Consider the following 25,715-nt stretch of genomic DNA (forward strand, 5'->3'; position numbering starts at 1 on the left):
GGGCCCTCCTGTGAGCACCGAACCGGCGAAGGGCCTCTTATGAGCGCGGACACCCCGGAGGGCCCCGCCCCCCAGGACGAGCGCCCGGCCCCGCGACGGCCGCAGCAGCGCAAGCAGGTGCTGCTGCGGCTGGACCCCCTGATCCACGACGCCCTGGCCCGCTGGGCCGGCGACGACCTGCGCAGCACCAACGCCCAGATCGAGTTCCTGCTGCGCAAGGCCCTGTCGGACGCGGGACGGATGCCACGCGGGGCGGGGGCGATTCCGCGGCGGGGGCGGCCGCCGAAAGGGGCGGCGGGGGCGCCCGAGACCTCGGGCGACAGCTGAACACCGGATCTATACAACATGCGTATACACCTCGTGTAGAGTGCGTGGCATGTTCATGGAACGCCCCCTGCCCGCACCCCCGGAGGCCCGCGTATGACCCCGCCCGGTGCACTGATCGAAGCGAGCGCGCTGCGCAAGGCGTACGGGCCCACGCCCGCGCTGGACGGCGCCGACTTCTCCATCCACCCCGGCGAGGTGGTCGCCGTGATGGGCCCGTCCGGCTCCGGCAAATCCACCCTGCTGCACTGTCTCGCCGGGATCATCGGCCCGGATTCCGGGACCATCCGGTACGACGGCCGCGACCTGACCGTGCTGAGGGACGGCGAACGCAGTGCGCTGCGCCGCGCGGAGTTCGGGTTCGTCTTCCAATTCGGGCAGCTGGTACCGGAGTTGACCTGCGCCGAGAATGTCGCGCTGCCGCTGCGGCTGAACGGCGTCAGGCGTACGGAGGCCGAGCGGCAGGCGCAGGAGTGGCTGGAGCGGCTGGAGGTGGACGAGGTCGCGGGCAAGCGGCCCGGGGAGGTGTCCGGCGGGCAGGGACAGCGGGTCGCGGTGGCGCGGGCGCTGGTGAGCCGGCCGCGGGTGGTCTTCGCCGATGAGCCGACCGGTGCGCTGGACTCGCTCAACGGGGAGCGGGTGATGGACCTGCTCACGGATGCGGCGCGCGCGAGCGGCACCGCGGTGGTGCTGGTCACGCACGAGGCCCGGGTCGCGGCGTACTCCGACCGGGAGGTCGTGGTGCGCGACGGCGTGGCGCGGGAAGTGGCGGCGGCGGCATGAGCGCATACGGCACCGGACGCCGTGCGTCCTGGGTACGGGACCTGGCCATGGGCGTCCGCTTCGCGGCCGGGGGCGGGCGGGAGGGCTGGATCCGTACGGCCCTGACGGCACTCGGCGTCGGGCTGGGGGTGGTGCTGCTGCTCGGCGCCGCGTCCGTTCCGCACATCATGGAAAACCGGCAGCAGCGGTCGGACGCCCGGCTGCCGGCGGGTTCCAGCGCACAGCCCGCGCCGTCCGCCCGGACCCTGGTCGTGACCGCCACGGACACCACCTACCGCGGCGACCACATCTCGGGCCTGACGCTGCGCCCCGACGGCCCCGCCCCGGCGCGGCCGCCCGGTGTGGCCGAGGTGCCGGGGCCGGGCGAGATGGTGGTCTCCCCCGCCCTGAAGGACCTGCTCGGCTCCCCGGAGGGCGCGCTGCTGCGCGAGCGGCTGCCGTTCAAGACGGTGGGCACGATCGGCGCACCGGGCCTGCGCGGCCCCGGCGAGCTGGTGTACTACGCGGGCCGCACCGCGTTCCCCGCAGGCCACACCGGCGACCGCATCACCGGCTTCGGCCAGAACACCGGGACCGATCCGATGCCGCCGCTGCTCGTTCTGCTGATCATCGTGGCGTGTGTGGTGCTGCTGATGCCGGTGGCCATCTTCATCGCCACCGCCGTACGGTTCGGCGGCGAGCGGCGCGACCGGCGGCTGGCCGCACTGCGCCTGGTCGGCGCCGACAGCGCCATGGCCCGCCGGATGGCCGCCGGGGAGGCGCTGTTCGGCGCGCTGTGCGGGCTGGCGCTGGGCGGGGCGCTGTTCCTGGCCCTGCGGCAGCTGGCCGGTCTGGTCACCGTCTGGGACATCAACGCCTTCCCCGCCGATGTGACGCCCGTCCCGGCGCTGGCGGCGCTGGTGCTGACGGCCGTACCGGTGCTGGCCGTCGCGGTCACCTTCGTCGCCCTGCGCGGGGTCGCGATCGAGCCGCTGGGCGTCGTACGGAACGCCGAGGGGCGGCGGCGCCGGCTGTGGTGGCGGCTGCCACTGCCGTTCGCCGGGGCGGCGCTGCTGCTGCTCAGCGGCGGACCGCAGGCCGACGGCACGCTGCCGCACACGAACTGGATCACCGGCGGTGCGGTGCTGTTCCTCATCGGGATCACCGTGCTGCTGCCGTGGCTCGTCGAGGCGGCCGTCGCGCGACTGCGGGGCGGGCCGGTGCCCTGGCAACTGGCCACCCGGCGCCTCCAGTTGAGCAGCGGCGCGGCCGTGCGCGCGGTCAGCGGCATCACCGTCGCGGTCGCCGGCGCGATCGCCCTCCAGCTGTTCTTCGCCGCCGTCCAGGGCGAGTTCGTGTGGTCGACCGGCCAGGACTCCGGCCGGGCACAGCTGGACGTCAGCCTGCCGGCGAAGGACGTCGCCACGCTGCGCCGGATGACCGGGGAGTTCCGCGCGACCCAGGGCGTACGCGGCGTGATCGCGACCATCAACGGTACGGCCTACGGGCCCGGATCCCAGCGCGACGAGGGCCACATCCCCACCACCCCGGTCACCGTCGGCGACTGCGCCGCCCTGCGCGAGCTGGCGCACACCGGCCCCTGCCGGGCGGGCGACGTCTTCGTCGCCAAGGAGGGCAGCGGCATGGTGGTGGGCGCCGACGCCGGGAGTTCCGCGCGGCCCGGCGCCCGGGTGGTGTTCCACATCGACGCGGCGACCGGGGAGCCGGCCGGCCGGACGCGCCCGTGGACCGTGCCGGAGTCGGCCCGCGAGGTCCGCTCCCGCCCGGACCCCATGGGCCGCCCGGACTTCGGCATCTTCGCCACCCCCGGCGCCCTGGACCCGGCCGCCCTGGCCGACCCGAGCGCCCGTGCTCTGATCCGGGTCGACCCGCGCGTCCCCGACGCGGCGGAACACGTCCGCAACACCGCGGCCCGCCTCGACCCGATGGCCGACGTCCACGCCTTGCAGGACTTCTCGCGCGACAGCCAGTTCGCGAGCGTGCGCACCGGACTGCTGGTCGGCTCCACCGTGACGCTGGCGCTGATCGCCGCCAGCATGCTGGTCTCCACCCTGGAGCAGCTGCGCGAGCGGCGGCGGCTGCTGTCGGTCCTGATGGCGTTCGGCACCCGGCGCGCCACGCTCGCCTGGTCGGTGCTGTGGCAGACCGCGGTCCCGGTGGCGCTGGGGCTGGCGCTGTCGGTGGTGGGCGGTATCGGGCTGGGGATCGTCCTGCTGCGGCTGGTGGGCAGGCCCGTCCTCACCTGGTCGGTCATCTGGCCGCCGGTCGCGGCCGGAGCGGCGCTGGTCGTGCTGGTCACCGCGCTCAGCCTGCCGCCGCTGTGGCGGATGATGCGGCCGGACGGGCTGCGTACGGAGTGAGCGGCCGCCCCGGGGCCGTACGGGGGGCGGCCCCGGGGCCCTTCGAAAAGCCGCTATACGCACCGCGTATACACGAGCGATACACCACGACGTAAGGTGGTCGGCATGTCAATCGGTCATACGCTGCTGGGCCTGCTGGAGTCCGGCCCCCGCCATGGCTACGACCTCAAGCGGGCCTTCGACGAACACTTCGGGCACGACCGGCCGCTGCATTACGGCCAGGTCTACTCCACGATGTCCCGGCTGCTGAAGAACGGCCTGGTCGAGGTGGACGCCGTGGAGACCGGCGCGGGCCCGGAGCGCAAGCGGTACGCCATCACGGACGCCGGTGTCACCGACGTCGCCCAGTGGCTGGCCCGCCCCGAGAAGCCCGAGCCCTATCTCCAGTCCACGCTCTACACCAAGGTCGTCCTGGCCCTGATGACCGGCCGCAACGCCGCCGAGCTGCTGGACACCCAGCGCGCCGAACATCTTCGGCTGATGCGCGGGCTGACCGAGCGCAAACGCGGCGGCGACCTCGCCGACCAGCTGATCTGCGACCATGCGCTGTTCCACCTCGACGCCGATCTGCGCTGGCTGGAACTGACCGCGGCGCGGCTGGACAAGCTGGCAGAGACGGTTGCGGCATGACGCCGGAGGGTTCCTCCCCCAGCTACCGCCGGGGGTGCCCCCAGCTCGCGGCGGAGGGGCTGCGCAAGGCGTACGGGCCCACGCCCGCGCTGGACGGCGCCGACTTCTCCATCCACCCCGGCGAGGTGGTCGCCGTGATGGGCCCGTCCGGCTCCGGCAAATCCACCCTGCTGCACTGCCTGGCCGGAATCATCGCCCCGGACTCCGGCACGGTGCGCTACGGCCCGTACGAGCTGACCGGGCTCGGCGATGCCCAGCGCAGCGCCCTGCGCCGTTCCGACTTCGGCTTCGTCTTCCAATTCGGCCAGCTGGTACCGGAGTTGACCGCGCTGGAGAATGTCGCGCTGCCGCTGCGACTGAACGGCACCAAGCGCAAGGAGGCCGAACGGCAGGCCCGGGAGTGGCTGGAGCGGCTGGAGGTCGACGCGGCGTCCGGTCAGCGGCCCGGTGAGCTCTCCGGCGGCCAGGGCCAGCGCATCGCGGTCGCCCGCGCGCTCGCCACCCGCCCGCGGGTGATCTTCGCCGACGAGCCGACCGGCGCCCTGGACTCCCTCAACGGCGAGCGGGTACTGACCCTGCTGACCGACGCCGCCCGCGACACCAGCGCCGCGGTGGTGCTGGTCACCCACGAGTCCCGGGTCGCCGCGTACTCCGACCGCGAGATCGTCGTCCGCGACGGCAAGGTCAAGGACATGCTGGCCGGACTGAGATGACCGGGACCGAGATGAGCCGGCCGTCCGCATGAACGCCCCTGCCAACGGAGCCCGAAGCGGCCCCGCGGTCTGGGCCCGGGACCTGGCCATGGGCATGCGGTTCGCGGCCGGCGGCGGGCGCGGGGCTGGATCCTCCCCCAGCTACCGCTGGGCGGTGCCCCCAGCCTTGACCGCACTCGGCGTCGCCCTGGGCGTGGCCGTCCTGCTGCTCGGCGCGTCCGTACCGTCGCTGACCAGCGCCTGGCACGGCCGGGAGAAGGCCCGCGAGAACCTCCTCTTCGTCACGGCACTGAGCCTGCCGCCACTGTGGCGCATGATGCGCCCCGACGGCCTGCGGACGGAGTGACCGCACCTCGCCCAACACCTCTTCGGGGCAGGCTCGTTGGCCCGGTATGACCGCCCCTGCACGAACCCTGTTGGACGAAGTCGACTGGCTGATGGAGCGGGTGCCGGGCGCCCGGTTCGAGGTGATGGGGGGTGAGATCTGTGTGACGCCGTTACCGGATGGGGCCCATGCGGAGGTACTCAGCGACCTCATGTTTCTCCTCGCGGAGGCAGGACTGCACGATGAGGCGACGCGCGTCCTCCAGAAGCTCGCGGTGTGGCTGCCCAGCGGCCCGTATGACTTCGCCATCCCCGATCTCTCCGTCATCGACGACTTCGAGGGTCACGAGGTCGAGTTCAACTGCTACGACCCGGCGATCTTCCGCCTGGTCCTGGAGGTGACCTCGAACAATTACGGAAACGAGCTGCGGTCGAAGGTCGCCGCGTACGCCGACGCCCGGATCCCCGTCTACATGATCGTCAACCGCCGCGACGACCGCATCCACCTCCTCACCGATCCGTCCGACGGCACGTACCGCAGCCATCGCGTCCACGCCCCTGGCGAGCGCGTCACACTGCCCGCCTCCATCGGCGCGGAGGTCAAAATCGACGTGGCGGCGATTCTCGAAGTCGCCCGTCTCTGACTCCTCGAACGGGTGAACGTGGTCATACGAGACGCGTGCGGGTGGCCGGGCCTACGATTATGGCCTCGGCACCAGTCAACGGGAGGCATGCAATGTCCGCAGCAGCTGTCGAGCGTCCCTACGCGCGTGACCGCAAGCCGCTGACGCTCCTCGAGCAGGCTGACCAGCTCTCGGAACAGCTCCCGGGCTACCGCGTCGAGATCCTCGGAGGCGTACTCACCGTGACCCCACCTTCGGACTGGGCCCATGCGAAGGGGCTGTCCCGCATCCGGGACACCTTCGCCGCGGCCGGATTGAACCGTGGCGAGACGGAAGTCGTCGAAGGTTTCGGCGTGTGGCTGCCGGACGGCCCAGAGAACTTCGCGATTCCCGACCTGTCCGTGGTGGACGCCGACGCCGGGGAACACATCATCGATTTCGAGTGCGGCGACCCGGCGGTGTTCCGGATGGTCCTTGAGGTCACGTCCGGGAACTACGCCAACGACCTGCGCACAAAGGTCGCCGCCTACAGTGCAGCAAAGGTGCCTGTCTATGTGATCGTCGACCGCAAACATGAACGCCTCCACGTCCTCACCCAGCCCATGGAGGACGGATACGGTCTACACAGCGTCCATGCAGCCGGAGAGAAGGTCACCCTTCCGGAGTCCATCGGCGCCGAAGTCATTCTGGACGTCACGCAGATCCTCGACGACTGCCGGCGCCGCCCCCCGCGCCCCTAACCCCCCACCACCCGCACCGGCAACAACCGCATGGCCCCCCGCAACGCCCCCGCGAACTCCTCGAATTCCGCCGCTCGGGCGGTGCCCGTGCGCATGGCGAGGGCGACGGTGCGGGACGGCTGGGGGTCGGCGAAATAGCCGGTGGTCAGCAGGTCGTTGCGGGCCGTCTCCACCCGTAGGGCCGTACGGGGAAGCAGGGTCACCCCGAGGCCGCCGGCCACGAGTTGGACCAGGGTGGACAGACCGGCCGCGCTGGTCGTCACCGGTGCCCCCTCCTCACGGCCCGCCTCGCGGCAGATGTCCAGGGCCTGGTCGCGCAGGCAGTGGCCCTCGTCCAGCAGCAGGAGATCGAGTTCCTTCAGCGCTTCCCGCGGAATGTCGGCGCGGCCGCCGAGCCAGTGGTCCTTGGGGGCGACCAGCACGAAGTCCTCGTCGAAGAGCGGGAGTTCGGTGATGTTCGGGACGCCGAGGGGGACGGCGAGCAGGAGGAGGTCGAGGCGGCCGGCCGCGAGCCCCTCCAGCAGGGAGGCGGTCTGTTCCTCGTGGACCTGGAGGTCCAGGTCGGGGTACGAGCCGTGGGTGAGCCGCAGGACCGTCGGCAGGAGGTAGGGCGCGACGGTGGGGATGACACCGAGGCGCAGGGCGCCGGTGAAGGGGGCGCGGGCCGCCTCCGCCTCCTCCAGGAGATCGCCGACCGCCTCCAGGACCGTACGGGCGCGCGCCGCCACCCGCTCCCCCGCCGGTGAGAGCAGCACCTTGCGCGTCGTACGCTCCAGGAGCTGCACTCCCAGCGCCTCCTCCAGCGCGGAGACCGCGCCCGAGAGCGCCGGCTGGCTCATCCCGATGTCCGCGGCCGCCTCGCGGAAGTGCAGATGCTCGGCCACCGCGGCGAAGGCGCGGAGCTGGGCCAGGCTGGGCTGGCGGGGCCGGCCGCCCGGGCTTACCGGTGAGACCACTGATAACCACCTCCGATCAACATTCACCAGTCTAGCTATTTCACTGATCAATGCGTCGTGTGGCACTGTTTGACCCGTCCAAGCCCCACAAGAAAGCCGCGGGTCACCTCAAAAAGGGCCCCCGCAGGTTTTTCTTTCGCTGCAAGGAGAGCGCGTGCTCACTGTCGGTGACAAGTTCCCCGAGTTCGACCTGACTGCCTGTGTCTCGCTGGAGAAGGGCGAGGAGTTCGAGCAGATCAACCACAAGACCTACGAGGGCAAGTGGAAGATCGTCTTCGCGTGGCCCAAGGACTTCACCTTCGTGTGCCCCACCGAGATCGCCGCGTTCGGCAAGCTGAACGACGAGTTCGCCGACCGCGATGCGCAGGTCCTCGGCTTCTCCGGTGACTCCGAGTTCGTGCACCACGCCTGGCGCAAGGACCACCCGGACCTGACCGACCTGCCCTTCCCGATGCTCGCCGACTCCAAGCACGAGCTCATGCGCGCCCTGGGCATCGAGGGCGAGGACGGCTTCGCGCAGCGCGCCGTCTTCATCGTCGACCAGAACAACGAGATCCAGTTCACCATGGTGACCGCCGGTTCCGTCGGCCGTAACCCCAAGGAGGTCCTGCGGGTTCTGGACGCCCTCCAGACCGACGAGCTGTGCCCCTGCAACTGGTCCAAGGGCGACGACACCCTCGACCCGGTCGCCCTCCTGTCGGGCGAGTGAACGCACCTCTGAGAACGCACCACTGAAGGGAAGGCCGATCGACATGGCTCTCGACGAGCTCAAGTCCGCCGTACCGGACTTCGCCAAGGACCTGAAGCTGAACCTCGGCTCGGTCATCGGCAACAGCGACCTGCCGCAGCAGCAGCTGTGGGGCACGGTGCTGGCCTGCGCGATCGCCTCGCGCTCGCCCAAGGTGCTGCGGGAGCTGGAGCCGGAGGCGAAGGCCAACCTCTCCCCCGAGGCGTACCAGGCGGCCAAGTCCGCCGCCGCCATCATGGCGATGAACAACGTCTTCTACCGCACCCGGCACCTGCTGTCGGACCCGGAGTACGGCAACCTCCGTGCCGGTCTGCGGATGAACGTCATCGGCAACCCGGGCGTGGACAAGGTCGACTTCGAACTGTGGTCGCTGGCCGTCTCCGCCATCAACGGCTGCGGCATGTGCCTGGACTCGCACGAGCAGGTGCTCCGCAAGGCCGGTGTGGACCGCGAGACGATCCAGGAAGCCGTCAAGATCGCCTCGGTCCTCCAGGCCGTGGGCGCCACGCTGGACGCCGAGGACGCGCTGGCGGAGTAACTCCCGTCGGCAGCGCGCCGGATCATTGCGCAAAGACCCCGCAGAATGCTGATTCTGCGGGGTCTTTGCGTGTTCCGGTGCGGTTTCGGGTCGTTCGGGCCCGGTGCCGTGGGCGAGCCGTACGCGAAGAGCCTGCGGCCGTTGCGACCCGGTGGCCGTTACGACCCCGCCTCCGCCACCTCCGTACGCGGCTGCTGCGGTGCCGCCGACAGCGCCGTCGCCCCGTGCGGTGTGGGCATCATGCGCAGCGCCTGTTCCTTGGAGTACTTGCGCAGATAACTGACGACCGTGTTGGTGACGGCCACCAGCGGGACGGCGACGACCGCGCCGCCGATGCCGGCGATCAGGCTGCCGGAGGCGACCGAGAGGATCACGGCGAGCGGGTGGACCCGCACCGCGCGGCCCAGGATGAAGGGCTGGAGGACATGGCCCTCGATCTGATTGACCGCCAGGACGATCGCCAGCACGATCAGGGCCGTGAAGACGCCCTGGGTGACCAGCGAGACCACGCAGGCCAGCGCGCCGGAGACCACCGCGCCCACCAGCGGGATGAAGGCGAAGAGGAAGATGAAGACGGCCAGCGGGAGGGCCAGCGGGACGTCGAGGATCCACAGGCCGATGCCGATGACTATCGCGTCGATCAGGGCCACTATCACCGTGCCGCGGACATAGGCGGTCAGCGTCCGCCAGGCCCGCGGCCCGGCGCCCGCCACGCCCTCGCGGGCCGCGCCGGGCATCAGCTTGAGCAGCCAGGTCCAGATGCGGCGGCCGTCGTAGAGCAGGAAGAGCGTGGTGAACATCGACAGCAGGATGCCGGTGAACACCTCGATGACGACGGTGACGCCTTCCAGCCCGGCCGAGGTGATCGCCTCGGTGTTGTGACCGACCGCGTCCTGGAGGTTCTTGGCGATCTGGTTGATCTGACTCTCGGTCACATGGAAGGGGCCCTTGAGCAGCCAGCCCTTCAGCTCGGCGATGCCCTTCTGGATCTGACCGGCCACCGAGTCGATGTTGTCCTGAACCTGCCAGACAACGAACCAGCCGACCAGGCCCATCACCACGAAGCCGCCGATGAAGGTCAGCGCGGTGGCCAGCCCGCGTGCCAGTCCGCGGTGACGCAGCCAGGCCACGGTGGGCTGGAGCATCGCGGTGATCAGCAGCGCGGCGATGAAGGAGAGGACGACCAGCTGGATGGTGGTGATGACCTTCGCCAGCACCCACAGCGTTCCGGCCAGGACGAGCAGCCGCCAGCCGGCCTCGGCGGCGACCCGTACGCCCCACGGCACCGCCGCGACCGGGTCCGGGCGGGCGGCGACGGCGGGCGCATAGGCGGGCGGGGCGGGAACGGATTCGGGCGGCGGGGCGGTGGCGACAGGCCGGGATCCGTCCGGCGAGGCCGCATGCGGCACGCCGTCGACGACCGCCGGCGGTTCGGCCGCACGGGCGGGCGGCGGCGCGAGGCCGTCGGGCGGATCCTCCGCACGCCTCAGGTCATCCTGGTCGGCGGCCGCGGCCTCCGCGGCCTCCGCCCGGCGGCGCTGTTCCTCCAGCCGCTGCGCGAGCCGCGTCAGACCGGCGCCGGCGCCGCCGACCCACTGAGGCAATCTGGACATGTCGCTTCTCTTCCCCTCCCTGACGCCACATCTGTCGGCACGACGTTACCTGTGCCGGGGCGCGCGGGCTGAGTACGGCCGCCCCGCGGCGCCGGCTTCCGCGGCGCGCGGGACACGCGGATGCACGAAACCCCCGACGCTGACGCGGTCGGGGGTTTCACAAGTGCCGGTTGCCGCCGGTATGTCCCGGTGGCGGCCGATACGGCCTAGTACCAGCTGTTGGCCTGCCAGAACGACCAGGCACCACAGGGGCTGCCGTAGCGGTCGTTCATGTAGTTCAGGCCCCACTTGATCTGGGTCGCCGGGTTGGTCTGCCAGTCGGAACCGGCCGAGGACATCTTGGAGCCCGGCAGGGCCTGGACGAGGCCGTAGGCGCCCGAGGAGGCGTTGGTGGCGCGGTAGTTCCAGCCGGACTCGTGGTCCACTATGTTGCTGAAGCACTGGAACTGGTCGCTCGCCATCATCTGATGGGCGATGGCCTGCGTCTCGGCGATCGTGTAGGAGCTCTTGCCGAGAAGGTCGCCCACATCGCGCGATGCGGAGCGGGAGGCGGCCGCCTCCTGCTTCTTGCGCGCGTCGGCGTCCTTCTTCGCCTTGGCCTGGTCCGCGGCGTCCTTCTTGGACTGCGCGGTCTCCGCGGCTGCCTTACGGGCTGCTTCCTGTGCCGACTTCAGGGCTGCCGCGTCCGCCTGGCTGGACGCGTCGTCCGCCTGCTGCGTCAGGGAAGCCGTCTGCACCTGGGCCTGTGCGCCCGCGGGGATGTCGGCGATCGTCGCATCGGCGGCGGTGGCCTCGGCGTTGACCGAGGCGGGCTGCCCTGCGGCGACGCCGACGACAGCGCCGACGGTGGTGACCGCGGTGGCGGAGGCCACTGCGAATCCCCGGACCGAGATCCGGCTCACACGAATTCCTTCCAGCGTCGCCCGCATAGGTGACCTCGCGGGCGCAATCGTGCCCCTGGCGCTGGTCTCCCCTTGTTCCGGACCCAGTTGAGCGGGCGGGACCGGCTGGTCACGGGAGGCACTGGCCCGGTACGTCCCCCAAGGGGGTCCGCGTGGTGCTCGGGCGGCATACGGCGACTCGCTATGAAGTTCGGTTGTTCCGCACCTCTGGGGATGCTGGTGGTGCCGTATGCGGGGCCTGACAGGACCCAGACTCTGCCCGAACCGGGCACCGCGAATCAATTCCCGGCCGGGTGTGAAAGCTCACACCTCGTTTACTCCCCAGGATTTTCGGATATCCGCGCGGACACGCGCGCCGCCCGGCTAAGCTCCCTCGCTTCTCCGGGCGGCGCGGTGGTTCACAACGGGTCAGATCCTGCCGTCCTCCAGCATTTCGGTCACCAGGGCGGCGATCGGGGAGCGCTCGGACCGCGTGAGCGTGACATGCGCGAAAAGCGGATGGCCCTTCAGCTTCTCGACGACCGCGACCACGCCGTCGTAGCGCCCTACGCGCAGATTGTCCCGCTGTGCCACGTCATGGGTCAGGACGACCCGGGAGTTGGCGCCGATACGGGACAGAACCGTCAGAAGGACGTTCCGTTCCAGCGACTGGGCCTCGTCGACGATGACGAACGCATCGTGCAGCGAGCGGCCGCGGATATGGGTGAGCGGCAGCACCTCCAGCATGCCGCGCCCGACCACCTCTTCGATGACGTCCTTGGTGGTCACCGCGGACAGGGTGTCGAAGACCGCCTGCGCCCAGGGGCTCATCTTCTCGGCCTCGCTGCCGGGCAGATAGCCCAGCTCCTGCCCGCCGACCGCGTACAGCGGCCGGAAGACCATCACCTTGCGGTGCTGCCGGCGCTCCAGCACGGCCTCCAGACCCGCGCACAGCGCCAGCGCCGACTTGCCCGTACCGGCCCGCCCGCCCATGGACACGATGCCGACGTCCGGGTCGAGCAGCAGGTCCAGCGCGATGCGCTGTTCGGCGCTGCGGCCGTGGATCCCGAACGCCTCCCGGTCGCCGCGCACCAGCCGCACCCCGCCGTCCGCGGTGACCCGGCCCAGCGCCTTGCCGCGTTCGGACTGGAGGACCAGTCCGGTGTGCACCGGGAACTCCGCGGCGCCCGGCAGCTGGGCGCTCTCGGCGGCGAACAGGTCGTCCACCTGTTCCGCGGAGACGGCCAGTTCGGCCATGCCCGTCCAGCCGGAGTCGGTGATGGCCAGCTCGGCGCGGTACTCCTCGGCCAGCAGACCCACCGAGGACGCCTTGATGCGCATCGGCAGGTCCTTCGAGACGACCGTGACGTCGTACCCCTCGGCCTGAAGGTTGCGGGCGACCGCGAGGATGCGGGAGTCGTTGTCGCCCGGACGGCTGTGGCCGTTGAGGAAGGCCGCCGGCAGGATGCCCGGGTCGGAGTGGTTGAGCTCGACGCGGAGGGTGCCGCCGAGACCTCCGATGGGGATGGGGGCGTCCAGCCTTCCGTACTGGACGCGGTATTCGTCCAGCAGCCGGAGCGCCTGCCGGGCGAAGTAGCCGAGCTCGGGGTGGTGCCGCTTGGCCTCCAACTCCGTGACGACGACGACCGGGAGGACGACTTCGTGCTCCTCGAAGCGGGACATGGAGCCTGGATCCGCCAGCAGGACGCTGGTGTCGAGGACGTAGGTGCGCCGGCCGTTCTCACGGCGCTTTTTGCTGTTCACCACGGGTGGACGAACCCCCTCGGATGAGGTCGGGGTGCGACGGCGTCGCCGGGCACGGGACCGGGTTCAGGCCACGCTGCACGGGCCGAACGCCGGCCCTCCGCGTCGTCCGTGCGATCCGCACGATCGTCCGTGATGTGCAAAGGGCCTCCCGGGCGGACGGCCCCATGCCGCCCGCTGAGAACCGGCGCCCGATGTCTGATTCCGGACGCCGACCTGCCAGGGATATTCCCGCGAACCCGCGCCCCCATGCCATGGCATATGACGCACGGTTGATGAACCTTTGGTTACACAAGATCGCCGGCGTGGCGCACCCGGACCGCCGACTCAGCGCGCACAAACTGCACATTCCGGGGGATAACCCCCGAACTCCTCGCCGGAAAACCCGCTTCAGCCGCCGTAGCGCCGGTGCCGGGCCGCGTAGTCGCGCAACGCGCGCAGGAAGTCCACCTTGCGGAAGGCCGGCCAGAAGACCTCGCAGAAGAAGAACTCGGAGTGCGCGCTCTGCCAGAGCATGAAGCCCGACAGCCGCTGCTCGCCGCTCGTACGGATCACCAGGTCCGGGTCCGGCTGGCCGCGGGTGTAGAGGTGCTCGGAGATCAGGTCGATGTCGACGGTCTCGGCGATCTCCTCCAGGGAGGTGCCGCGCTCGGCGTGCTCCAGCAGCAGCGAGCGCACGGCATCGGCGATCTCCTGGCGGCCGCCGTAGCCGACCGCGACGTTCACCAGAATGCCCTTGTTGTCGGCGGTGGCCGTCTCGGCCTCCTTGAGGACCGTCTGGGTGGCCTCCGGGAGGAGATCGCGGTTGCCGACGTGGTGGACGCGCCAGCGGCCGTCGGCGGCCAGGTCGCGCACGGTGTTCTCGATGATGCCCAGCAGCGGCTTCAGCTCGACCGCGGGCCGGTCGAGGTTGTCCGTCGACAGCAGCCAGAGCGTGAGGACCTCCACATCGGTCTCCGCGCACCACCCCAGCAGCTCGCTGATCTTGGCCGCGCCCGCCTGGTGGCCCTGCTCGGGGGTCCGCCCGTCGGCCCGCGCCCAGCGCCGGTTGCCGTCGAGGATGACGCCGATGTGCTTGGGCACCTGGGCGTGGTCCAGGCGGCCCTCCACCCGGCGCGCATACAGCCGGTAGACCAGATTGCGCAGTGCGGGCGGATAAGGGATGCGCACCCCGGAAGATCGCGTCATATGTGGTCCAGCCCCTCCGTGCCGAAATGGCCCTCGCCCCGTCGCCTCAAGGGGGCAACTTTACGTGTCGGGTGTCACGAGAGCCCAATCAGGTGTGTCACAAGTACGTGATAGGGAGATGAGCATGACTGGCACATCTGACTACCACGCCGTGGAATCGCGCTACGACTCCATGGAGTACCGGCGTACCGGCCGCAGCGGTCTGAAACTCCCCGCCATCTCTCTCGGACTGTGGCACAACTTCGGGGACGACCGCACCCTGGCGTCCCAGCGGGCGATCCTGCGCCGCGCCTTCGACCTGGGCATCACCCACTTCGATCTGGCCAACAACTACGGCCCGCCGCCCGGGTCCGCCGAGCTGAACTTCGGCAAGATCTTCGCCCAGGACTTCCGGCCCTACCGTGACGAGATGATTCTCTCCACGAAGGCCGGATATCTGATGCACCCCGGTCCGTACGGAGAATGGGGTTCGCGCAAATATCTCCTGTCGTCGCTGGATGCGTCACTGAAGCGGATGGGTGTCGATTACGTCGATATCTTCTACTCGCACCGCTTCGATCCGCACACGCCGCTCCAGGAGACGATGGGCGCACTGGCCTCCGCGGTTCATCAGGGGAAGGCGCTTTACGCCGGTATCTCCTCTTACTCCGCCGAGCAGACCCGCGAGGCGGCGGGCATTCTGCGCGAAATGGGTGTTCCGGCGCTGATCCACCAGCCCTCGTACTCGATGATCAACCGCTGGACCGAGGACGATGCGCTGCTGGACACCCTTGAGGCCGAGGGCATGGGCTGTATCTCCTTCGCGCCGCTGGCCCAGGGACTGCTCACCGACAAGTACCTCCGGGGCGTCCCCGAAGGGTCGCGGGCCTCGCAGGGCAAGTCCCTGGACCCGCAGCTGCTGTCCGAGGACGTGGTCGGCCGGCTGCGCGGGCTGAACGACATCGCCGCCCGGCGCGGCCAGTCGCTGGCCCAGATGGCCCTGCGCTGGGTGCTGCGCGACGAGCGGATGACCGCCGCGCTGATCGGCGCCAGCAGCGTGGCCCAGCTGGAGGCCAATGTCGCGGCCCTCCAGGGTCCCGCCCTCACCGCGGAGGAAGTGGCCGAGATCGATCGGTACGCGGTCTCCACGGAGGGCGTGAACATCTGGGCGCGCCGGAACTAGACACCGAGTCGCCGCACAGGCCCCCCGGGGGGGCCGTTTCGGCCGGACAAAAAAAGCGGGCCGGTCCGTGGGGGGGAATACGGACCGGCCCGAGGGGGGGCTTCCACCATAACCCCGACAGGGGGGTGCTGCGTGCATCGCGTTGCGGCGCGGCGTGGCTCGGCCTGTCGGGCGGGCGGACGGGGACGGATGCCACGGGCGGCTTTCAGGCCGCGGCCGCCCCCAGGAGCAGCGCGCCGAACGCCCCAATGATCATGAATGGTCCCAGCGGCATGACCTTCGCCCCGCCCCTTCGGACGCACATCAGCCCGACCCCGTAGAGCGCCCCGGTCAGCACACCGGCCGCGCCCCCGGTGGCGACGGCGTCCCAGCCGTACCACCCAAGGGCGATCCCCAGCCCGATCGCCAGCTTGACGTCACCCAGGCCGATCCCCGCCGGGTTGACGACGAACAGCAGGAGGTAGCAGGCGCCCAGCGCGAGCCCGCCCAGCAGCGCCCGCGAGAAGGCGCCGCCCTCCCCCGTCAGCGGGGCGACCAGGCCCAGCGCCCCGGCCGCCGCGGCCGCCAGCGGCAGGGTCAGGACGTCGGGCAGCCGGTGCACCCGCCAGTCGACGACGGTCAGCAGGACGGCCACCGGGGCCATCAGCAGCCAGACGGCGAGCTCGGGCCGGGCCCCGGTGGCCGCCGCGAGCGCCGTACAGGACAGCGCGGTGACCGCGGCCGTCGCCGCCGCCCCCGGCCCGTACGCCCCGCATCCCGGCTCCGGGCACCGCCCCCGCCCCAGCCAGCCCCGCGCCCGGCCGCCGATCGCATGCCCGCCGGGGCAGGCGCTGCGCCACTCCTCCTCGGAGCCGACGGACATCCGGTGGGCGGGCCGCGGTATCAGCAGCCCGGCCGCGGCCCCGTAGGCGGCGGCGAGAACCATCAGCATCACCGACATGCGTCGACCTTAGGGCCGTCCGGCTGATAGAACGACGGACATGGCGCGCTGGCGGAACGGCCCCGGAGTACTCCTCATGGCGGACTCGGGCCCCGGCGAGGGCACGGGCTCCTGGCCCGTCGCCGGCGTCCCGTTGGAGATCGCCGCGTCCTACCGGGCCCGCACCCGCGGCCTGTTGGGCCGCGACGGTATCGAGGGGGCGCTGCTGCTCACCCCGGCGAGCGGGGTGCACACCGTCCGGATGCGGTTCGCGATCGATGTCGCCTATCTGAGCCGGGACCTGACCGTCCTGGCCGTACGCACCATGCCCCCCGGCCGCTTCGGACGCCCGCGCCTGCGCGCCCGGCACGTCCTGGAGGCGGAGGCGGGGGCGATGGCGAAGTGGGGCCTGCGTCCGGGCCGTCGCCTCGCGGTGGAAGCGTGCGGCCCGGACGCGGCGCCCTAGGCGCCGAGGCACACCGGTCCTGGGCGGGCCCGTCCGCGGCGGCTGCTCCCTACTCCCCGGCCCGCGGGAAGCTGACCTCGACCCGGCGGTTCTTCTTGCGGCCCGCCTCGGTGGCGTTGTCGGCGATCGGGTACTGCTCGCCGTAACCGCGGATGTCGAACGTCACCGACGAGCCCAGCTCGCCCGCCAGTTCCTGCTGGACGGCATCGGCGCGCTGTTTGGACAGCGTCAGGCCGTGTGCGGCCGATCCGAGGTTGTCGGTGAAGCCGAAGACCCGCAGCCGGGTGGCGTTCTGCTTCTTGGCCTCGGAGGCGATGGTGTCGATCCGGGAGAGCGCGTCCGGTGAGAGCTTGGCGCTGTCCTTGCCGAAGAGGACCTCGGCCTGGAGCGAGAAGGTGACGTTGTCGTTGGTGTCCTGACGGCGCTCGGAACCGTCGTCGCTCTCCACGATGGACTTGATGTTGAGCACCTTGGCGGGCGCGAGCGTGGCGCCCTGGACCATCCGCAGGTCGGGGTCGTGGGGGTCGATCCGGACGGGTGCGGTGGAGTCCTCACGGGTGCCGGGCGGACCGTCCGCCCGGGCCGACTGCGTCAGCAGGGCGGCGGCAAGGACGGCGCAGGCGGCGGCCACTGCGGCCCTGGGGACGGTGCGGCCTGGGGACATGGTCACTCACCCGGTGATCTCGATGTCGGCAAGGGGGAAGGTCGGCAGCTGGAATTCCACATCGGTGGTGCTGGCCGCCGGCGAGGGGAACTGCATGAAGACCGGCAGGGTCTCCCCGGGCTTGATGATCCGGATGCCGGTCGTCGCCAGCGGGCGCCCTTCGGTGTCGCGCAGGACGTAGTACCGCTTGCGCTCCTTGATGTCGATCAGCGTCGCCCCGCCCAGGTGGTTGCCGTGCTGCTGCATCTCCGTCTCGTCGCCGCGCCAGGCGGACGATTCGCTGAACGGCTCGGAGCTGGTGTTCTTCAGCACCCCCTGCACGGTGACGAATCCGCCGGAGTCACGCACCGCGGAGTTGAGGGTCAGCACCATGCCCTTCTTGCCTCTGAGGACGGCGATGACCTTGCTGGAATCCGCGGCCGGCGCGGTCGCCGGGGAACTGTGCGAACCGGCGGGCGGCTGGGGCTTCTTCGCGGTGCCCGTCGCCGGTCCGCTGTCGCTGCCGCAGCCGACCGCGCCGAAGGCCAAGCCGGCGGCAAGCACGAGCGCGGCCGCCGCCGTACGGCGCCGCGCGGTGCGTTGCATGCTCATGGGCGAGATTCCTTTGCTGGTCAGAGGCTTGATTCGGCGGGTTGCGGGCGGGGGCGCGGGGCAGTCATCGGGCGAGCCGTACGGCGAAGAAGGCGGCCGGTCCGGGGAAGGAGTCGAGGTGCCCGGGGTCGAGGGTCAGCGGCCGGCCGTCGCAGAGGAGCTGGATCTTCCCCGTGCCGGGCTTGTCCTTGCCGGGCTTGTCCTTGCCGGGCTTGTCCTTGCCGGGCTTGTCCTTGCCGGGCCGTACGGTGCAGCGCGGGGTGACGACCGCCTGGGCGTGCGCCGACGCATGGGTGTTCTCCGTACCGGGGACGATCGAACGGCCCACCGTGCCACGGGTGGTGACCGCCACGGCGAACGAGGTCGGCCAGGAGTCGGGGGTGCAGGCGGTGACATCGGCGTCGTTCTTGCCGGCGAACCACTGGGCGCTGCGGCAGGCGGTGTCGGTGGGGGCGCCCATCGCCTTGAGCAGATCGCTCCAGGAGTCCTCGCCCTCGATCGCCTTGCGCAGCGCGCGGTGGAGGTCGTCGCGGTAGCTCTGGGCCGCGCCCAGCGCCGCGGCGTCGGCGGCGGTCTGCGCGCCGTTGCGGGTGGCGGCGGCCTGGCCCACGGCGAAAAACGCGAACGCGAGAAAGAGCAGGCCCGCCACGGCCACGAGGTAGATGGGGAAGGCCTGCCCTGCGTCGCGTCGTACGCCGTGCCGCACCGCTTCCGTCAGCCGGTGAGCTGCGAGATCTTCGAGGTGATGGCGTCGTAGATGGACTGGCCGATGTCCGTACCGGCGATCGCGATGACGATCGCCACGACCACCGCGATGATGCCCAGGTATTCGACCGAGGTCTGTCCCCGGTCGTTCCCCACAAACCACTTCGCCATCGTCTTCCCCTTCATGGGCGGCCGGCCCGCTCTGGTCCGGCTGGTCTGCCCCCGTGGTGCCGGCGCGCTTGTCCGCGCTCGGAAAAACACTTGAAAAGTACGCCGGAAGAGCGTTCCCGGAACAGGGATTGCGAACCCCTTCCTCGGCGGGGAAACCGAACGGGCGGTGCAACGGCGCGTTTCGGCCACTCAGCCGCACCTTGACCACCCCCGCTCCCCCTCCGGGATCCTCCGGATCGCCCGGATCACCCGGATCCTCCCGGGATTCTTCGACACCACTGGAACTGACCGGCCCGCTCGTGCCGGGGTACGAGGGGCGACGCGGCGGCATCCACTGTGGCACAACTCGTTGCTCCTGCGAAGGCATTGGCGCGAAGCGGGGTCCGTAGCGTACTCATCCGGCCGCGTACGATGCCACCGCGACAAAGGGCCGCGCCGGGGCCAGCAGGCCGGTGCCGCCGGACGGGCCCACCGCGCGGCGGCCGCGTGCGACCGTGCGTGGTCATTTGCCCATCAGGGAGCCGAAGTTGGTGCCCGAGCCCAGGAAGAAGCCGGCGACCAGCAGGATCATGGTGGCCGGGACCATGAAGGTGGTGATCACCATGGTGGCTTTGGGGACGGCGCGGGTGGCGCGGCGGCGGGCGTTCTGGGCGTCGGTGCGGCGCATGTCGTTGGCGATCTGGATGAGGGTGTCCACGATGGGGGAGCCGAGTTCCTCGCCCTGCTGAAGGGCCGTGACGAACTGGGCGACCTGTTCGGAGTCGTTGCGTTTGCGCAGTTCGTCGAAGGCCACGCGGCGGCTGACGCCCATGTCCATCTGCCGCAGGGTGATGCGCAGTTCGTCGGCCCAGGGGCCTTCGTATTTCTCGGCGACGCGGTCCAGAGCCTGGCGGAAACCGAGCCCCGCGCTGACGACGACGGCGAGGACGTCCAGGAAGTCGGGGAGGGTCCGTTCGATGGTGTCCCTGCGCTGGCGGATCGCGGCCCAGATGCCCACTTCGGTCCAGAAGAGCGCGAAGAGGACCATCAGGACGGCGAGGAGGGGCTGGCCGCGCAGCACCATCACCAGGGCGGCGACGAGGCCGAGCGCACCATAGACGGCGCGGCGGGCGGCGTAGCGGTCGACGGTGAGGCCGGCGGGGTTGCCGGCCTGGTCGATACGGCGGCGGACCCGGGCGACGCGTCTCTCGCCCATCAGGCGCAGGACCAGGGGCGCATGGCGCATACCCAGGCGGTCGACCGCCGAGCCGACGACCGTCGTCCGGGTCGCGCCGACCTCCAGGGACAGCGCCAGGTCGGGCGGGAGTCTGGCCTCGCGGCGGTAGAGGGCGATGCCGCAGCAGATGCCGGCGACCGAGAGGGCGAAGGCGAGGGCCAGGAGGATTCCGATTCCCATGCTTCCCATGCGTGTGTCCGAGGCTCCTGGGCGGTGTGGGTGGGCGGTGAGGTACGGGGACGGTGGGGTGCGGGCGGCGCGCTAGACGTCGATCTTGGAGAAGCGGCGGATGAACCAGAAGCCGAGGGCGTAGAGGACGAACGCCACCACGACCGCCGCCTGGCCGAGGAAGGTGGAGGTCATCCGGTCGATGGCGCCGGGGGCGATGCGGTTCATCAGCAGCAGGGTGCCGATGCCCAGCAGCGGGACGACATACGCCGTGATGACCACCTGGGAGAGCTGGGTGCGGACCTCGCGGCGGGTCTCCTTGCGCTCCTCCAGGGTCTTGGTGAGGTTGCGCAGGGAGCCGACGACGGTGCCGCCCGCGCGGTTGGCGAGCACCAAGGTGGTGACCAGCACGACCAGTTCGCGCGAGGGCAGGCGTTCGGCGAGCTCCCCGAGGGCCTCGTCGACGGAGTGGCCGACGGCGAGTTTGTCGGAGACCCTGGCCAGTTCCTCGCCCGCGGGGGCCTCCAGTTCCTCGGCGGCCATGCCCAGGGCGGTGCGCAGGGCCAGGCCCGCCTGGGTGGCGTTGGCCAGGATCCGGGAGAGTTCGGGGAGCTGGTTGATGAACTTCTCGATGCGCTTCTGGCGCTGCCAGTTGAGGAAGGCGGCGGCCGACCAGACGGCCACCAGCGCGGCGATCGGGCCGAAGAACGGGGCGAGGGTGGCCTGGGCGATCAGCCACAGGGCGGCCATCGCGGCCAGCAGGGAGACCAGGAACTCACCGGGGGTCAGGTCCAGTCCGGTGGCGGTCAGCCGCCGTTCTAGGTGGCGGCCGAGGCGGGTGCCGCGCAGCGTGCGGTCGACGGAGGGGAAGCGGCGGCGGCGCGCGGCCGGGGGCAGTCCGTGCTCGTCGGCAAGGCGGTCGACGATGGCCTGGCGGCGGTCGCGCCCGCTGACGTAGGCCCGTACGCCGAGGACCGCCAGCACTCCGCACAGCACGGTGGCGACGAGGGCGAGCACGGGAAGCAGCGCGGTGCCGCCGGTCATGAGTGGGCCTTCCGGAGGGCGAGCTGGTCGTCGGTGACCGCCACGCCGAAGGCGGGCGGGGTGGGCTCGCCGGCCATGACGAGGCGTTCGGCGACCCGGCGTGGCAGCGGGAAGTAGCGGAAGCGGCCGTGGACGACGCGGTCGGCGCCCATCGGTTCGGCGTCGAAGCGGCAGACGGTGGCGAGCCGGTAGTCCTCGTGGCCGCGGGAGTCGAGCAGGGCGATCTCACTGATCCGGCGGGAGCCGTCGGCGTGCCGGGTGAGCTGGACCAGGCAGTCGACGGCGCTGTTGATCTGGTCCCGCAGCGCCTCGAAGGGGACCTTGACATCCGACATCGAGGCCAGGGTCTGGAGCCGCATCAGGGCGTCCTCGGCGCTGTTGGCGTGGACGGTGGCCAGCGAACCGTCGTGGCCGGTGGACATGGCCTGGAGCATGTCGAGGGTCTCGCCGCCGCGTACCTCGCCGACGATGATGCGGTCGGGGCGCATGCGCAGGGAGTTGCGGACCAGGTCGCGGATGGTGATCCGGCCCTTGCCCTCGACGTTGGGCGGGCGGGACTCCAGGCGGATCACATGGGTCTGCTGGAGCTGGAGTTCGGCCGCGTCCTCGACCGTGATGATCCGCTCCCCGTCGGGGATCAGCCCGGAGAGGGCGTTGAGCAGGGTGGTCTTGCCGGCGCCGGTGGCCCCGGAGACCACGACGTTGAACTTGGCGCGCACCAGGCCCGCCAGCAGCACCAGCATCTGCTCGTCGAGGGTGCCCATGCCGATGAGTTCGGCGAGGGTGTAGGCGCGCGGGAAGCGGCGGATGGTGAGGGTGGCGCCGTTGAGGGCGAGCGGCGGGATGATGACGTTGACGCGTTCGCCGGAGGGAAGACGGGCGTCGACCATCGGATTGGACTCGTCCACCCGGCGGTTGACCGTCGAGACGATCCGCTCGATGGTCTGCATCAGCTGCTCGTGCGAGGCGAAGCGGACGGGCACCAGCTCGACCCGGCCGGAGCGCTCGACATACACCTGGTCGGGGCCGTTGACCATGATTTCGGTGATGGAGGCGTCCTCCAGGAGCGGTTCGAGGACGCCCAGGCCCAGCGCCTCGTCGACCACCCGGCGGATGAGCTGGGCGCGTTCGGCGGTGGACAGCACCGGGCCCTCGCGGCTGATGATGTGGCCCAGGACGCGTTCCAGACGCGAGCGGCGCTCGGCGGCGCTGAGCGCGGACATCTCGGCGAGGTCGATCTCTTCGAGCAGCTTGGCGCGGTAGACGGCGACCAGATGGTTGTCGTGGCGCGCCTCCGCCGGCGGTTCGGGGGCGACGATCCGTGCTTTGAGGCTCATCGCGGCGGTGCTCCTGCTGCTCGTTGGGTTCCCTGCGCCGGCACTTCCCGGGCTCCTTCGTACGGTCCCGCCGCGGCCTGGCCGTCGTGCGCGGGGCGGGGCATGGTGGCGCTGCGGCGGGCGGAGCCGAAGTCGACGCCGGGGACGATCGAGGGGATGTGGACGGTCGCGGTGGCCTGCACCGCGTCCCCGCCCCCGCCCACCGAGACGGTGGCGCCCTTCGCGATCCAGCCGCTCATCGCGGCCTTGCCCGCGCCGGCGGGATCGGTCTCGCGGTCGGCCGCGTCCAGGGAGGCGGTACGGGCCGCGGCGCGGGCGCCCGTACCGGCCTGCTGGACGGCGTAGGCGCCCAGGCCCAGCTGGATCACGGCCAGCGCCACGGCCAGCAGGACGGGCAGGAAGCCGAGGAATTCGATCGAGACCTGGCCGCGGTCGCGGGGGCGGCCGCGCAGCCGGGCGGGGAGCGGGAAGGGGGCCATCAGTCCCGGGCCTCCTTCGCCGCGCCGGCCGAACCGGACACCGTCCAGGGGAAGCTGGCGGCGCCGGGGAACAGCACCGGGACCTTGATGCGGACCGTCGCCTTCCACAGCCCGGCCTCGGTGTGGCAGTCGGTGGTGGTGCCGCGGCGCCAGGCGCCGGGCAGATCGCGCAGGGCGGCGGCGTGGCAGGCGCCCGGGCCGCCGGTGTCCAGGGCGGTGGCGGCCCGTGCGCCGCGGTCGGCGGAGTTGGCCGCGAGCGCGTACGTGTAGCCGGTCAGGACGAACTGCCACAGCAGGATCAGCACCAGCGCGATCAGCGGGAGCAGACCGAGGAATTCGACGGAGACCTGGCCGCGGTCGCTGCCGCCCAGCGGGCGCCGCACGGCTCAGCGCTCCTCGTACGGACCGGGCGCGCCGAACGGACCCGTCGTGCCGGTCGATCCGGTCGGTCCCATCGGTCCCGCCGGGCCGGTCGCCGCCGGGGCACCGCGCCGGGCGCCGAACCTCGGGGCCGGGCCGAACCCGGATGCCCCCGGGGCCGGACCCTGAGCCGTCCCCGGTCCGGGAGCCGCCCCGGCGGTTATCGCCTTGCGCATGCGCACGGTCAGCGCCGTACGCGCCCGGGGGCCGCCGCGACCCTGGCGGGCGGCGGGCGCCTCGACCAGACCCAGCTCGCCCGCCAGCGCCCACAGCGCCTGCTTGACCGTCGAGCGGGCGTCCAGGTCCTGCATCCGGCCCGCGTCGACACAGGGCTGAAGTTCCTTGAAGGCGGCCGGGATCGAGGTCCTGGCCATCAGGGTGCCGGTGGCCTTCGCCACCAGCGGCGGCTGGATCTCGGTGCTGCGGCTGAGGCGGTTGACCAGGGTCGTGGTGTCCGCGGCCTTGCGGATCTGGAGGCGGTCCCACAGCCGCACCTGGCGTTTGGCGGCGCGTACGGCCACCACGTCCGGGGTGGTCACCAGCAGCGCCACATCGGCGAGTTCGACGGCCGCGGCGTTCGCGGACTGCATCTGGGCGCCGCAGTCGACGACCACCACCTCGTAACGGGAGCGCAGCGCGGCCACGATGTGCCGGGCGGCCCGGTCGTCCACCTCCTCGCCACGCTCGCCCTCCTCCGGGGCCAGCAGCAGCCCCAGGCCGGTGGGGTGGTCGTGCACCGCGTCCTGGAGGACCCGTACGGACAGGTCCTCGATGCCGGCGAGGTCCACCAGCGAGCGGCGGAACTGGACGTCCAAATAGGAGGCGACATCGCCGGACTGGAGGTCCATGTCCACCAGCGCGACGCTGCGGCCCGCGGCGCGGGCGGCGAGCGCCAGCTGGACGGCGGTGACCGTGGTGCCGACACCGCCCTTGGCGCCGGTCACCGTCACCAGCGTCCCGGCGGGCCCGGGGGCCGCGTCCGGGCCGCCGCCCAGGTGGACCCGTACACCCGCCGACCACTGGGCGGCCGCCTGCACCCGCGCGGCCAGTTCCTCGTAGCCCAGGGGCAGTCCGACGATGCCGCGGGCGCCGGCGTCCATCGCCGCGGAGAACAGCGCGGGCCCCGCGTCCTGGGTGATCAGGACGACGCCCACGGCAGGGAAGCGCAGCGCCACCTCGCGGATCAGCTCAAGGGCGGGCAGCGGGCCGATCCGTTCGTGGACGAGGACGACCTCGGGCAGCGCGTCGACGGCGGGCGCCGGGCCGCGGCCGCCGGTGGGATCGGCGGGCGGCCGGGCGGACGGCGCGGCGGCCTGGGCCAGGGCTGCCAGCAGCGCACCGGAGTCGGCGACCGCCGGTGCGGGCTCGGCGTCCGGCAGCTGGCTGAGCAGCGAGGACAGCACGCGGGCGGCGTCCGGGTCGCCCACTGCGGGCAGGATGCGGATGGTCACCTGGGCCTCCGGGTCACTTGTCGCCGTCGAGGGTGTAGGTGCGCTCGCCGGGCGGGATGGTGGCCGGGCCGCCCGGGGCGAGGAGGGCGAGCCGGACGTGGGAGGCGAAGGACTCGGCGTAGGCGACCCGCTGGGCGTCCTGGGTGTCCAGGGCGAAGGTGATCGGGACGGCCTCGCCGGCCTGGCGGTTGGTGCCGGTGGTGTCGCCCGGGTCCCTGGTCTCCAGGGGCGTCAGCTTGCCGACGTCGATGACCTGGGCGCCGGCGACGATGACCTTGGAGACCGGCTTGTCCTCGGGGCGTTTGCCCTCGAAGGTGGCGTAGATGTTCACCCGGGCCCCGGGGTTGATCTTGCCGGCCACACCGGTGGAGGCGTCGATCATGATGGCGATCTCCTGCTGCCCCGGCTTCAGCGCGGGCCGCTCGACGACCATGTCCTCCTGGAGCAGCGAGCCCTTCTTCAGGGGCGTCACCGCGATCTTTCCGCGCACCTGGTCCAGGTTGGTCACCGCGGTGGTCGGCAGCCACCGCTTCGGCATCGCCACCTTTTCGAACTGCCCGGGATCCAGCGGCTTGTAGGCCGCGACATCCGCCTTCAGCCGGTAGGCCGCCCTCTCCGGCCCGACCTTGGACTCGACGTTCTTGATCACCGACAGGACGCCGAGGAACGCGCCGACCGCACAGAGGGCCGACAGGAGCAGCAGGATCACTCCGCGGCGCTGGCGAGAGTTCATGGGG

Annotated in this window: 29 protein-coding genes; 12 read left to right on the forward strand and 17 right to left on the reverse strand. The window is 71.5% G+C overall.

Going from position 1 to position 25,715, the window contains the following annotated elements; translation table 11 throughout:
* The first annotated feature begins 39 nt into the window (after window positions 1-39).
* The 8 genes from SNA_RS33645 to SNA_RS33680 all read left to right on the forward strand — a co-directional run bounded on the left by SNA_RS33645 (window position 40) and on the right by SNA_RS33680 (window position 6,497).
* On the forward strand, window positions 40-327 hold the full coding sequence (locus SNA_RS33645) for a type II toxin-antitoxin system antitoxin (protein WP_044368112.1): 288 nt from the start codon (window positions 40-42) through the stop codon (window positions 325-327).
* Window positions 328-420: 93 nt separating this feature from the next.
* Window positions 421-1,107, forward strand: coding sequence for an ABC transporter ATP-binding protein (locus SNA_RS33650; RefSeq protein ID WP_044368114.1), 687 nt, complete (start codon window positions 421-423; stop codon window positions 1,105-1,107).
* Window positions 1,104-3,467 carry an FtsX-like permease family protein gene (locus SNA_RS33655; RefSeq protein ID WP_044368115.1) on the forward strand — a complete coding sequence of 788 codons (2,364 nt, stop codon included), beginning with the start codon at window positions 1,104-1,106 and terminating at the stop codon, window positions 3,465-3,467. Before SNA_RS33650 ends, SNA_RS33655 begins: the two co-directional genes overlap by 4 nt.
* Window positions 3,468-3,572: 105 nt before the next feature.
* Window positions 3,573-4,097 (forward strand): PadR family transcriptional regulator, encoded by a 525-nt coding sequence (locus SNA_RS33660; RefSeq protein ID WP_030074023.1) that lies wholly within the window; start codon window positions 3,573-3,575, stop codon window positions 4,095-4,097.
* Complete coding sequence (locus tag SNA_RS33665; protein WP_044368117.1) at window positions 4,094-4,810, forward strand: ABC transporter ATP-binding protein; 717 nt, start codon at window positions 4,094-4,096, stop codon at window positions 4,808-4,810. The genes SNA_RS33660 and SNA_RS33665 overlap by 4 nt, the downstream gene beginning before the upstream one ends.
* Before the next feature lie 28 nt (window positions 4,811-4,838).
* Window positions 4,839-5,156 (forward strand): hypothetical protein, encoded by a 318-nt coding sequence (locus SNA_RS33670; protein ID WP_030072536.1) that lies wholly within the window; start codon window positions 4,839-4,841, stop codon window positions 5,154-5,156.
* Between the two features lie 46 nt (window positions 5,157-5,202).
* Complete coding sequence (locus SNA_RS33675) at window positions 5,203-5,778, forward strand: Uma2 family endonuclease (RefSeq protein ID WP_030072538.1); 576 nt, start codon at window positions 5,203-5,205, stop codon at window positions 5,776-5,778.
* Window positions 5,779-5,870: 92 nt separating this feature from the next.
* A complete protein-coding gene (locus tag SNA_RS33680; RefSeq protein WP_030072540.1) occupies window positions 5,871-6,497 on the forward strand; it encodes a Uma2 family endonuclease in 627 nt (208 codons plus the stop codon).
* On the opposite strand, the gene SNA_RS33685 is transcribed toward SNA_RS33680, so the two are convergent.
* On the reverse strand, window positions 6,494-7,453 hold the full coding sequence (locus SNA_RS33685; RefSeq protein ID WP_044368120.1) for a hydrogen peroxide-inducible genes activator: 960 nt from the start codon (window positions 7,451-7,453) through the stop codon (window positions 6,494-6,496). The genes SNA_RS33680 and SNA_RS33685 overlap by 4 nt on opposite strands.
* 154 nt (window positions 7,454-7,607) lie before the next feature.
* Between SNA_RS33685 and SNA_RS33690 the strand changes: the two genes are divergently transcribed.
* Both SNA_RS33690 and SNA_RS33695 read left to right on the forward strand, forming a co-directional pair.
* The gene (locus SNA_RS33690; RefSeq protein ID WP_030072543.1) at window positions 7,608-8,162 is read left to right on the forward strand and encodes a peroxiredoxin; all 555 of its coding nucleotides are present in this window, start codon (window positions 7,608-7,610) and stop codon (window positions 8,160-8,162) included.
* A 43-nt stretch (window positions 8,163-8,205) separates the two neighbouring features.
* Entirely contained in the window at window positions 8,206-8,739 is a 534-nt protein-coding gene (locus SNA_RS33695) for an alkyl hydroperoxide reductase (RefSeq protein ID WP_030072545.1), read from the forward strand.
* A 158-nt stretch (window positions 8,740-8,897) separates the two neighbouring features.
* On the opposite strand, the gene SNA_RS33700 is transcribed toward SNA_RS33695, so the two are convergent.
* The 4 genes from SNA_RS33700 to SNA_RS33715 form a co-directional block, all read right to left on the reverse strand.
* Window positions 8,898-10,352 (reverse strand): AI-2E family transporter, encoded by a 1,455-nt coding sequence (locus SNA_RS33700; RefSeq protein ID WP_044368123.1) that lies wholly within the window; start codon window positions 10,350-10,352, stop codon window positions 8,898-8,900.
* Window positions 10,353-10,558: 206 nt separating this feature from the next.
* Entirely contained in the window at window positions 10,559-11,254 is a 696-nt protein-coding gene (locus SNA_RS33705; protein ID WP_044368124.1) for an aggregation-promoting factor C-terminal-like domain-containing protein, read from the reverse strand.
* Between the two features lie 408 nt (window positions 11,255-11,662).
* Entirely contained in the window at window positions 11,663-13,000 is a 1,338-nt protein-coding gene (locus SNA_RS33710) for a PhoH family protein (protein WP_030072549.1), read from the reverse strand.
* 387 nt (window positions 13,001-13,387) lie between these two features.
* Complete coding sequence (locus SNA_RS33715; protein WP_044368125.1) at window positions 13,388-14,185, reverse strand: isoprenyl transferase; 798 nt, start codon at window positions 14,183-14,185, stop codon at window positions 13,388-13,390.
* Window positions 14,186-14,309: 124 nt separating this feature from the next.
* Here SNA_RS33715 and mgrA point away from each other — a divergent pair, with 124 nt between their 5' ends.
* A complete protein-coding gene (mgrA, locus tag SNA_RS33720; RefSeq protein ID WP_037794080.1) occupies window positions 14,310-15,347 on the forward strand; it encodes an L-glyceraldehyde 3-phosphate reductase in 1,038 nt (345 codons plus the stop codon).
* A 205-nt stretch (window positions 15,348-15,552) separates the two neighbouring features.
* Here the strand turns inward: mgrA and SNA_RS33725 are convergent, their stop codons facing one another.
* Entirely contained in the window at window positions 15,553-16,287 is a 735-nt protein-coding gene (locus SNA_RS33725) for a prepilin peptidase (protein WP_044368126.1), read from the reverse strand.
* Window positions 16,288-16,327: 40 nt separating this feature from the next.
* On the opposite strand from SNA_RS33725, the gene SNA_RS33730 reads away from it, so the two are divergent.
* The gene (locus SNA_RS33730) at window positions 16,328-16,732 is read left to right on the forward strand and encodes a DUF192 domain-containing protein (RefSeq protein WP_030072559.1); all 405 of its coding nucleotides are present in this window, start codon (window positions 16,328-16,330) and stop codon (window positions 16,730-16,732) included.
* A gap of 49 nt (window positions 16,733-16,781) precedes the next feature.
* Here the strand turns inward: SNA_RS33730 and SNA_RS33735 are convergent, their stop codons facing one another.
* From SNA_RS33735 to cpaB, 11 genes are all read right to left on the reverse strand, one after another.
* Entirely contained in the window at window positions 16,782-17,396 is a 615-nt protein-coding gene (locus SNA_RS33735) for an OmpA family protein (RefSeq protein ID WP_030072560.1), read from the reverse strand.
* Window positions 17,397-17,402: 6 nt separating this feature from the next.
* A complete protein-coding gene (locus SNA_RS33740; RefSeq protein WP_030072562.1) occupies window positions 17,403-17,987 on the reverse strand; it encodes a hypothetical protein in 585 nt (194 codons plus the stop codon).
* A 64-nt stretch (window positions 17,988-18,051) separates the two neighbouring features.
* A complete protein-coding gene (locus tag SNA_RS33745; protein ID WP_030072564.1) occupies window positions 18,052-18,693 on the reverse strand; it encodes a pilus assembly protein TadG-related protein in 642 nt (213 codons plus the stop codon).
* 8 nt (window positions 18,694-18,701) lie between these two features.
* Window positions 18,702-18,863: a membrane protein gene (locus SNA_RS43485; RefSeq protein ID WP_030072566.1), complete on the reverse strand. Its 162-nt coding sequence runs from the start codon at window positions 18,861-18,863 to the stop codon at window positions 18,702-18,704.
* 502 nt (window positions 18,864-19,365) lie between these two features.
* Window positions 19,366-20,259: a DUF5936 domain-containing protein gene (locus SNA_RS33755; RefSeq protein ID WP_030072568.1), complete on the reverse strand. Its 894-nt coding sequence runs from the start codon at window positions 20,257-20,259 to the stop codon at window positions 19,366-19,368.
* Window positions 20,260-20,340: 81 nt separating this feature from the next.
* The gene (locus SNA_RS33760) at window positions 20,341-21,291 is read right to left on the reverse strand and encodes a type II secretion system F family protein (protein WP_030072570.1); all 951 of its coding nucleotides are present in this window, start codon (window positions 21,289-21,291) and stop codon (window positions 20,341-20,343) included.
* The gene (locus tag SNA_RS33765) at window positions 21,288-22,628 is read right to left on the reverse strand and encodes a TadA family conjugal transfer-associated ATPase (RefSeq protein ID WP_044368128.1); all 1,341 of its coding nucleotides are present in this window, start codon (window positions 22,626-22,628) and stop codon (window positions 21,288-21,290) included. Before SNA_RS33765 ends, SNA_RS33760 begins: the two co-directional genes overlap by 4 nt.
* On the reverse strand, window positions 22,625-23,107 hold the full coding sequence (locus SNA_RS33770) for a TadE/TadG family type IV pilus assembly protein (RefSeq protein WP_044368129.1): 483 nt from the start codon (window positions 23,105-23,107) through the stop codon (window positions 22,625-22,627). Before SNA_RS33770 ends, SNA_RS33765 begins: the two co-directional genes overlap by 4 nt.
* Window positions 23,107-23,490 (reverse strand): TadE family protein, encoded by a 384-nt coding sequence (locus tag SNA_RS42925; protein ID WP_030072574.1) that lies wholly within the window; start codon window positions 23,488-23,490, stop codon window positions 23,107-23,109. Before SNA_RS42925 ends, SNA_RS33770 begins: the two co-directional genes overlap by 1 nt.
* A 3-nt stretch (window positions 23,491-23,493) precedes the next feature.
* Window positions 23,494-24,978 (reverse strand): CpaE/TadZ family protein, encoded by a 1,485-nt coding sequence (locus tag SNA_RS33780; protein ID WP_044368130.1) that lies wholly within the window; start codon window positions 24,976-24,978, stop codon window positions 23,494-23,496.
* A gap of 13 nt (window positions 24,979-24,991) precedes the next feature.
* The gene (gene cpaB / locus SNA_RS33785; protein ID WP_030072579.1) at window positions 24,992-25,711 is read right to left on the reverse strand and encodes a Flp pilus assembly protein CpaB; all 720 of its coding nucleotides are present in this window, start codon (window positions 25,709-25,711) and stop codon (window positions 24,992-24,994) included.
* Between the last annotated feature and the right edge of the window lie 4 nt (window positions 25,712-25,715).

The organism is Streptomyces natalensis ATCC 27448 (assembly GCF_000935125.1).
Lineage (GTDB): Bacteria > Actinomycetota > Actinomycetes > Streptomycetales > Streptomycetaceae > Streptomyces > Streptomyces natalensis.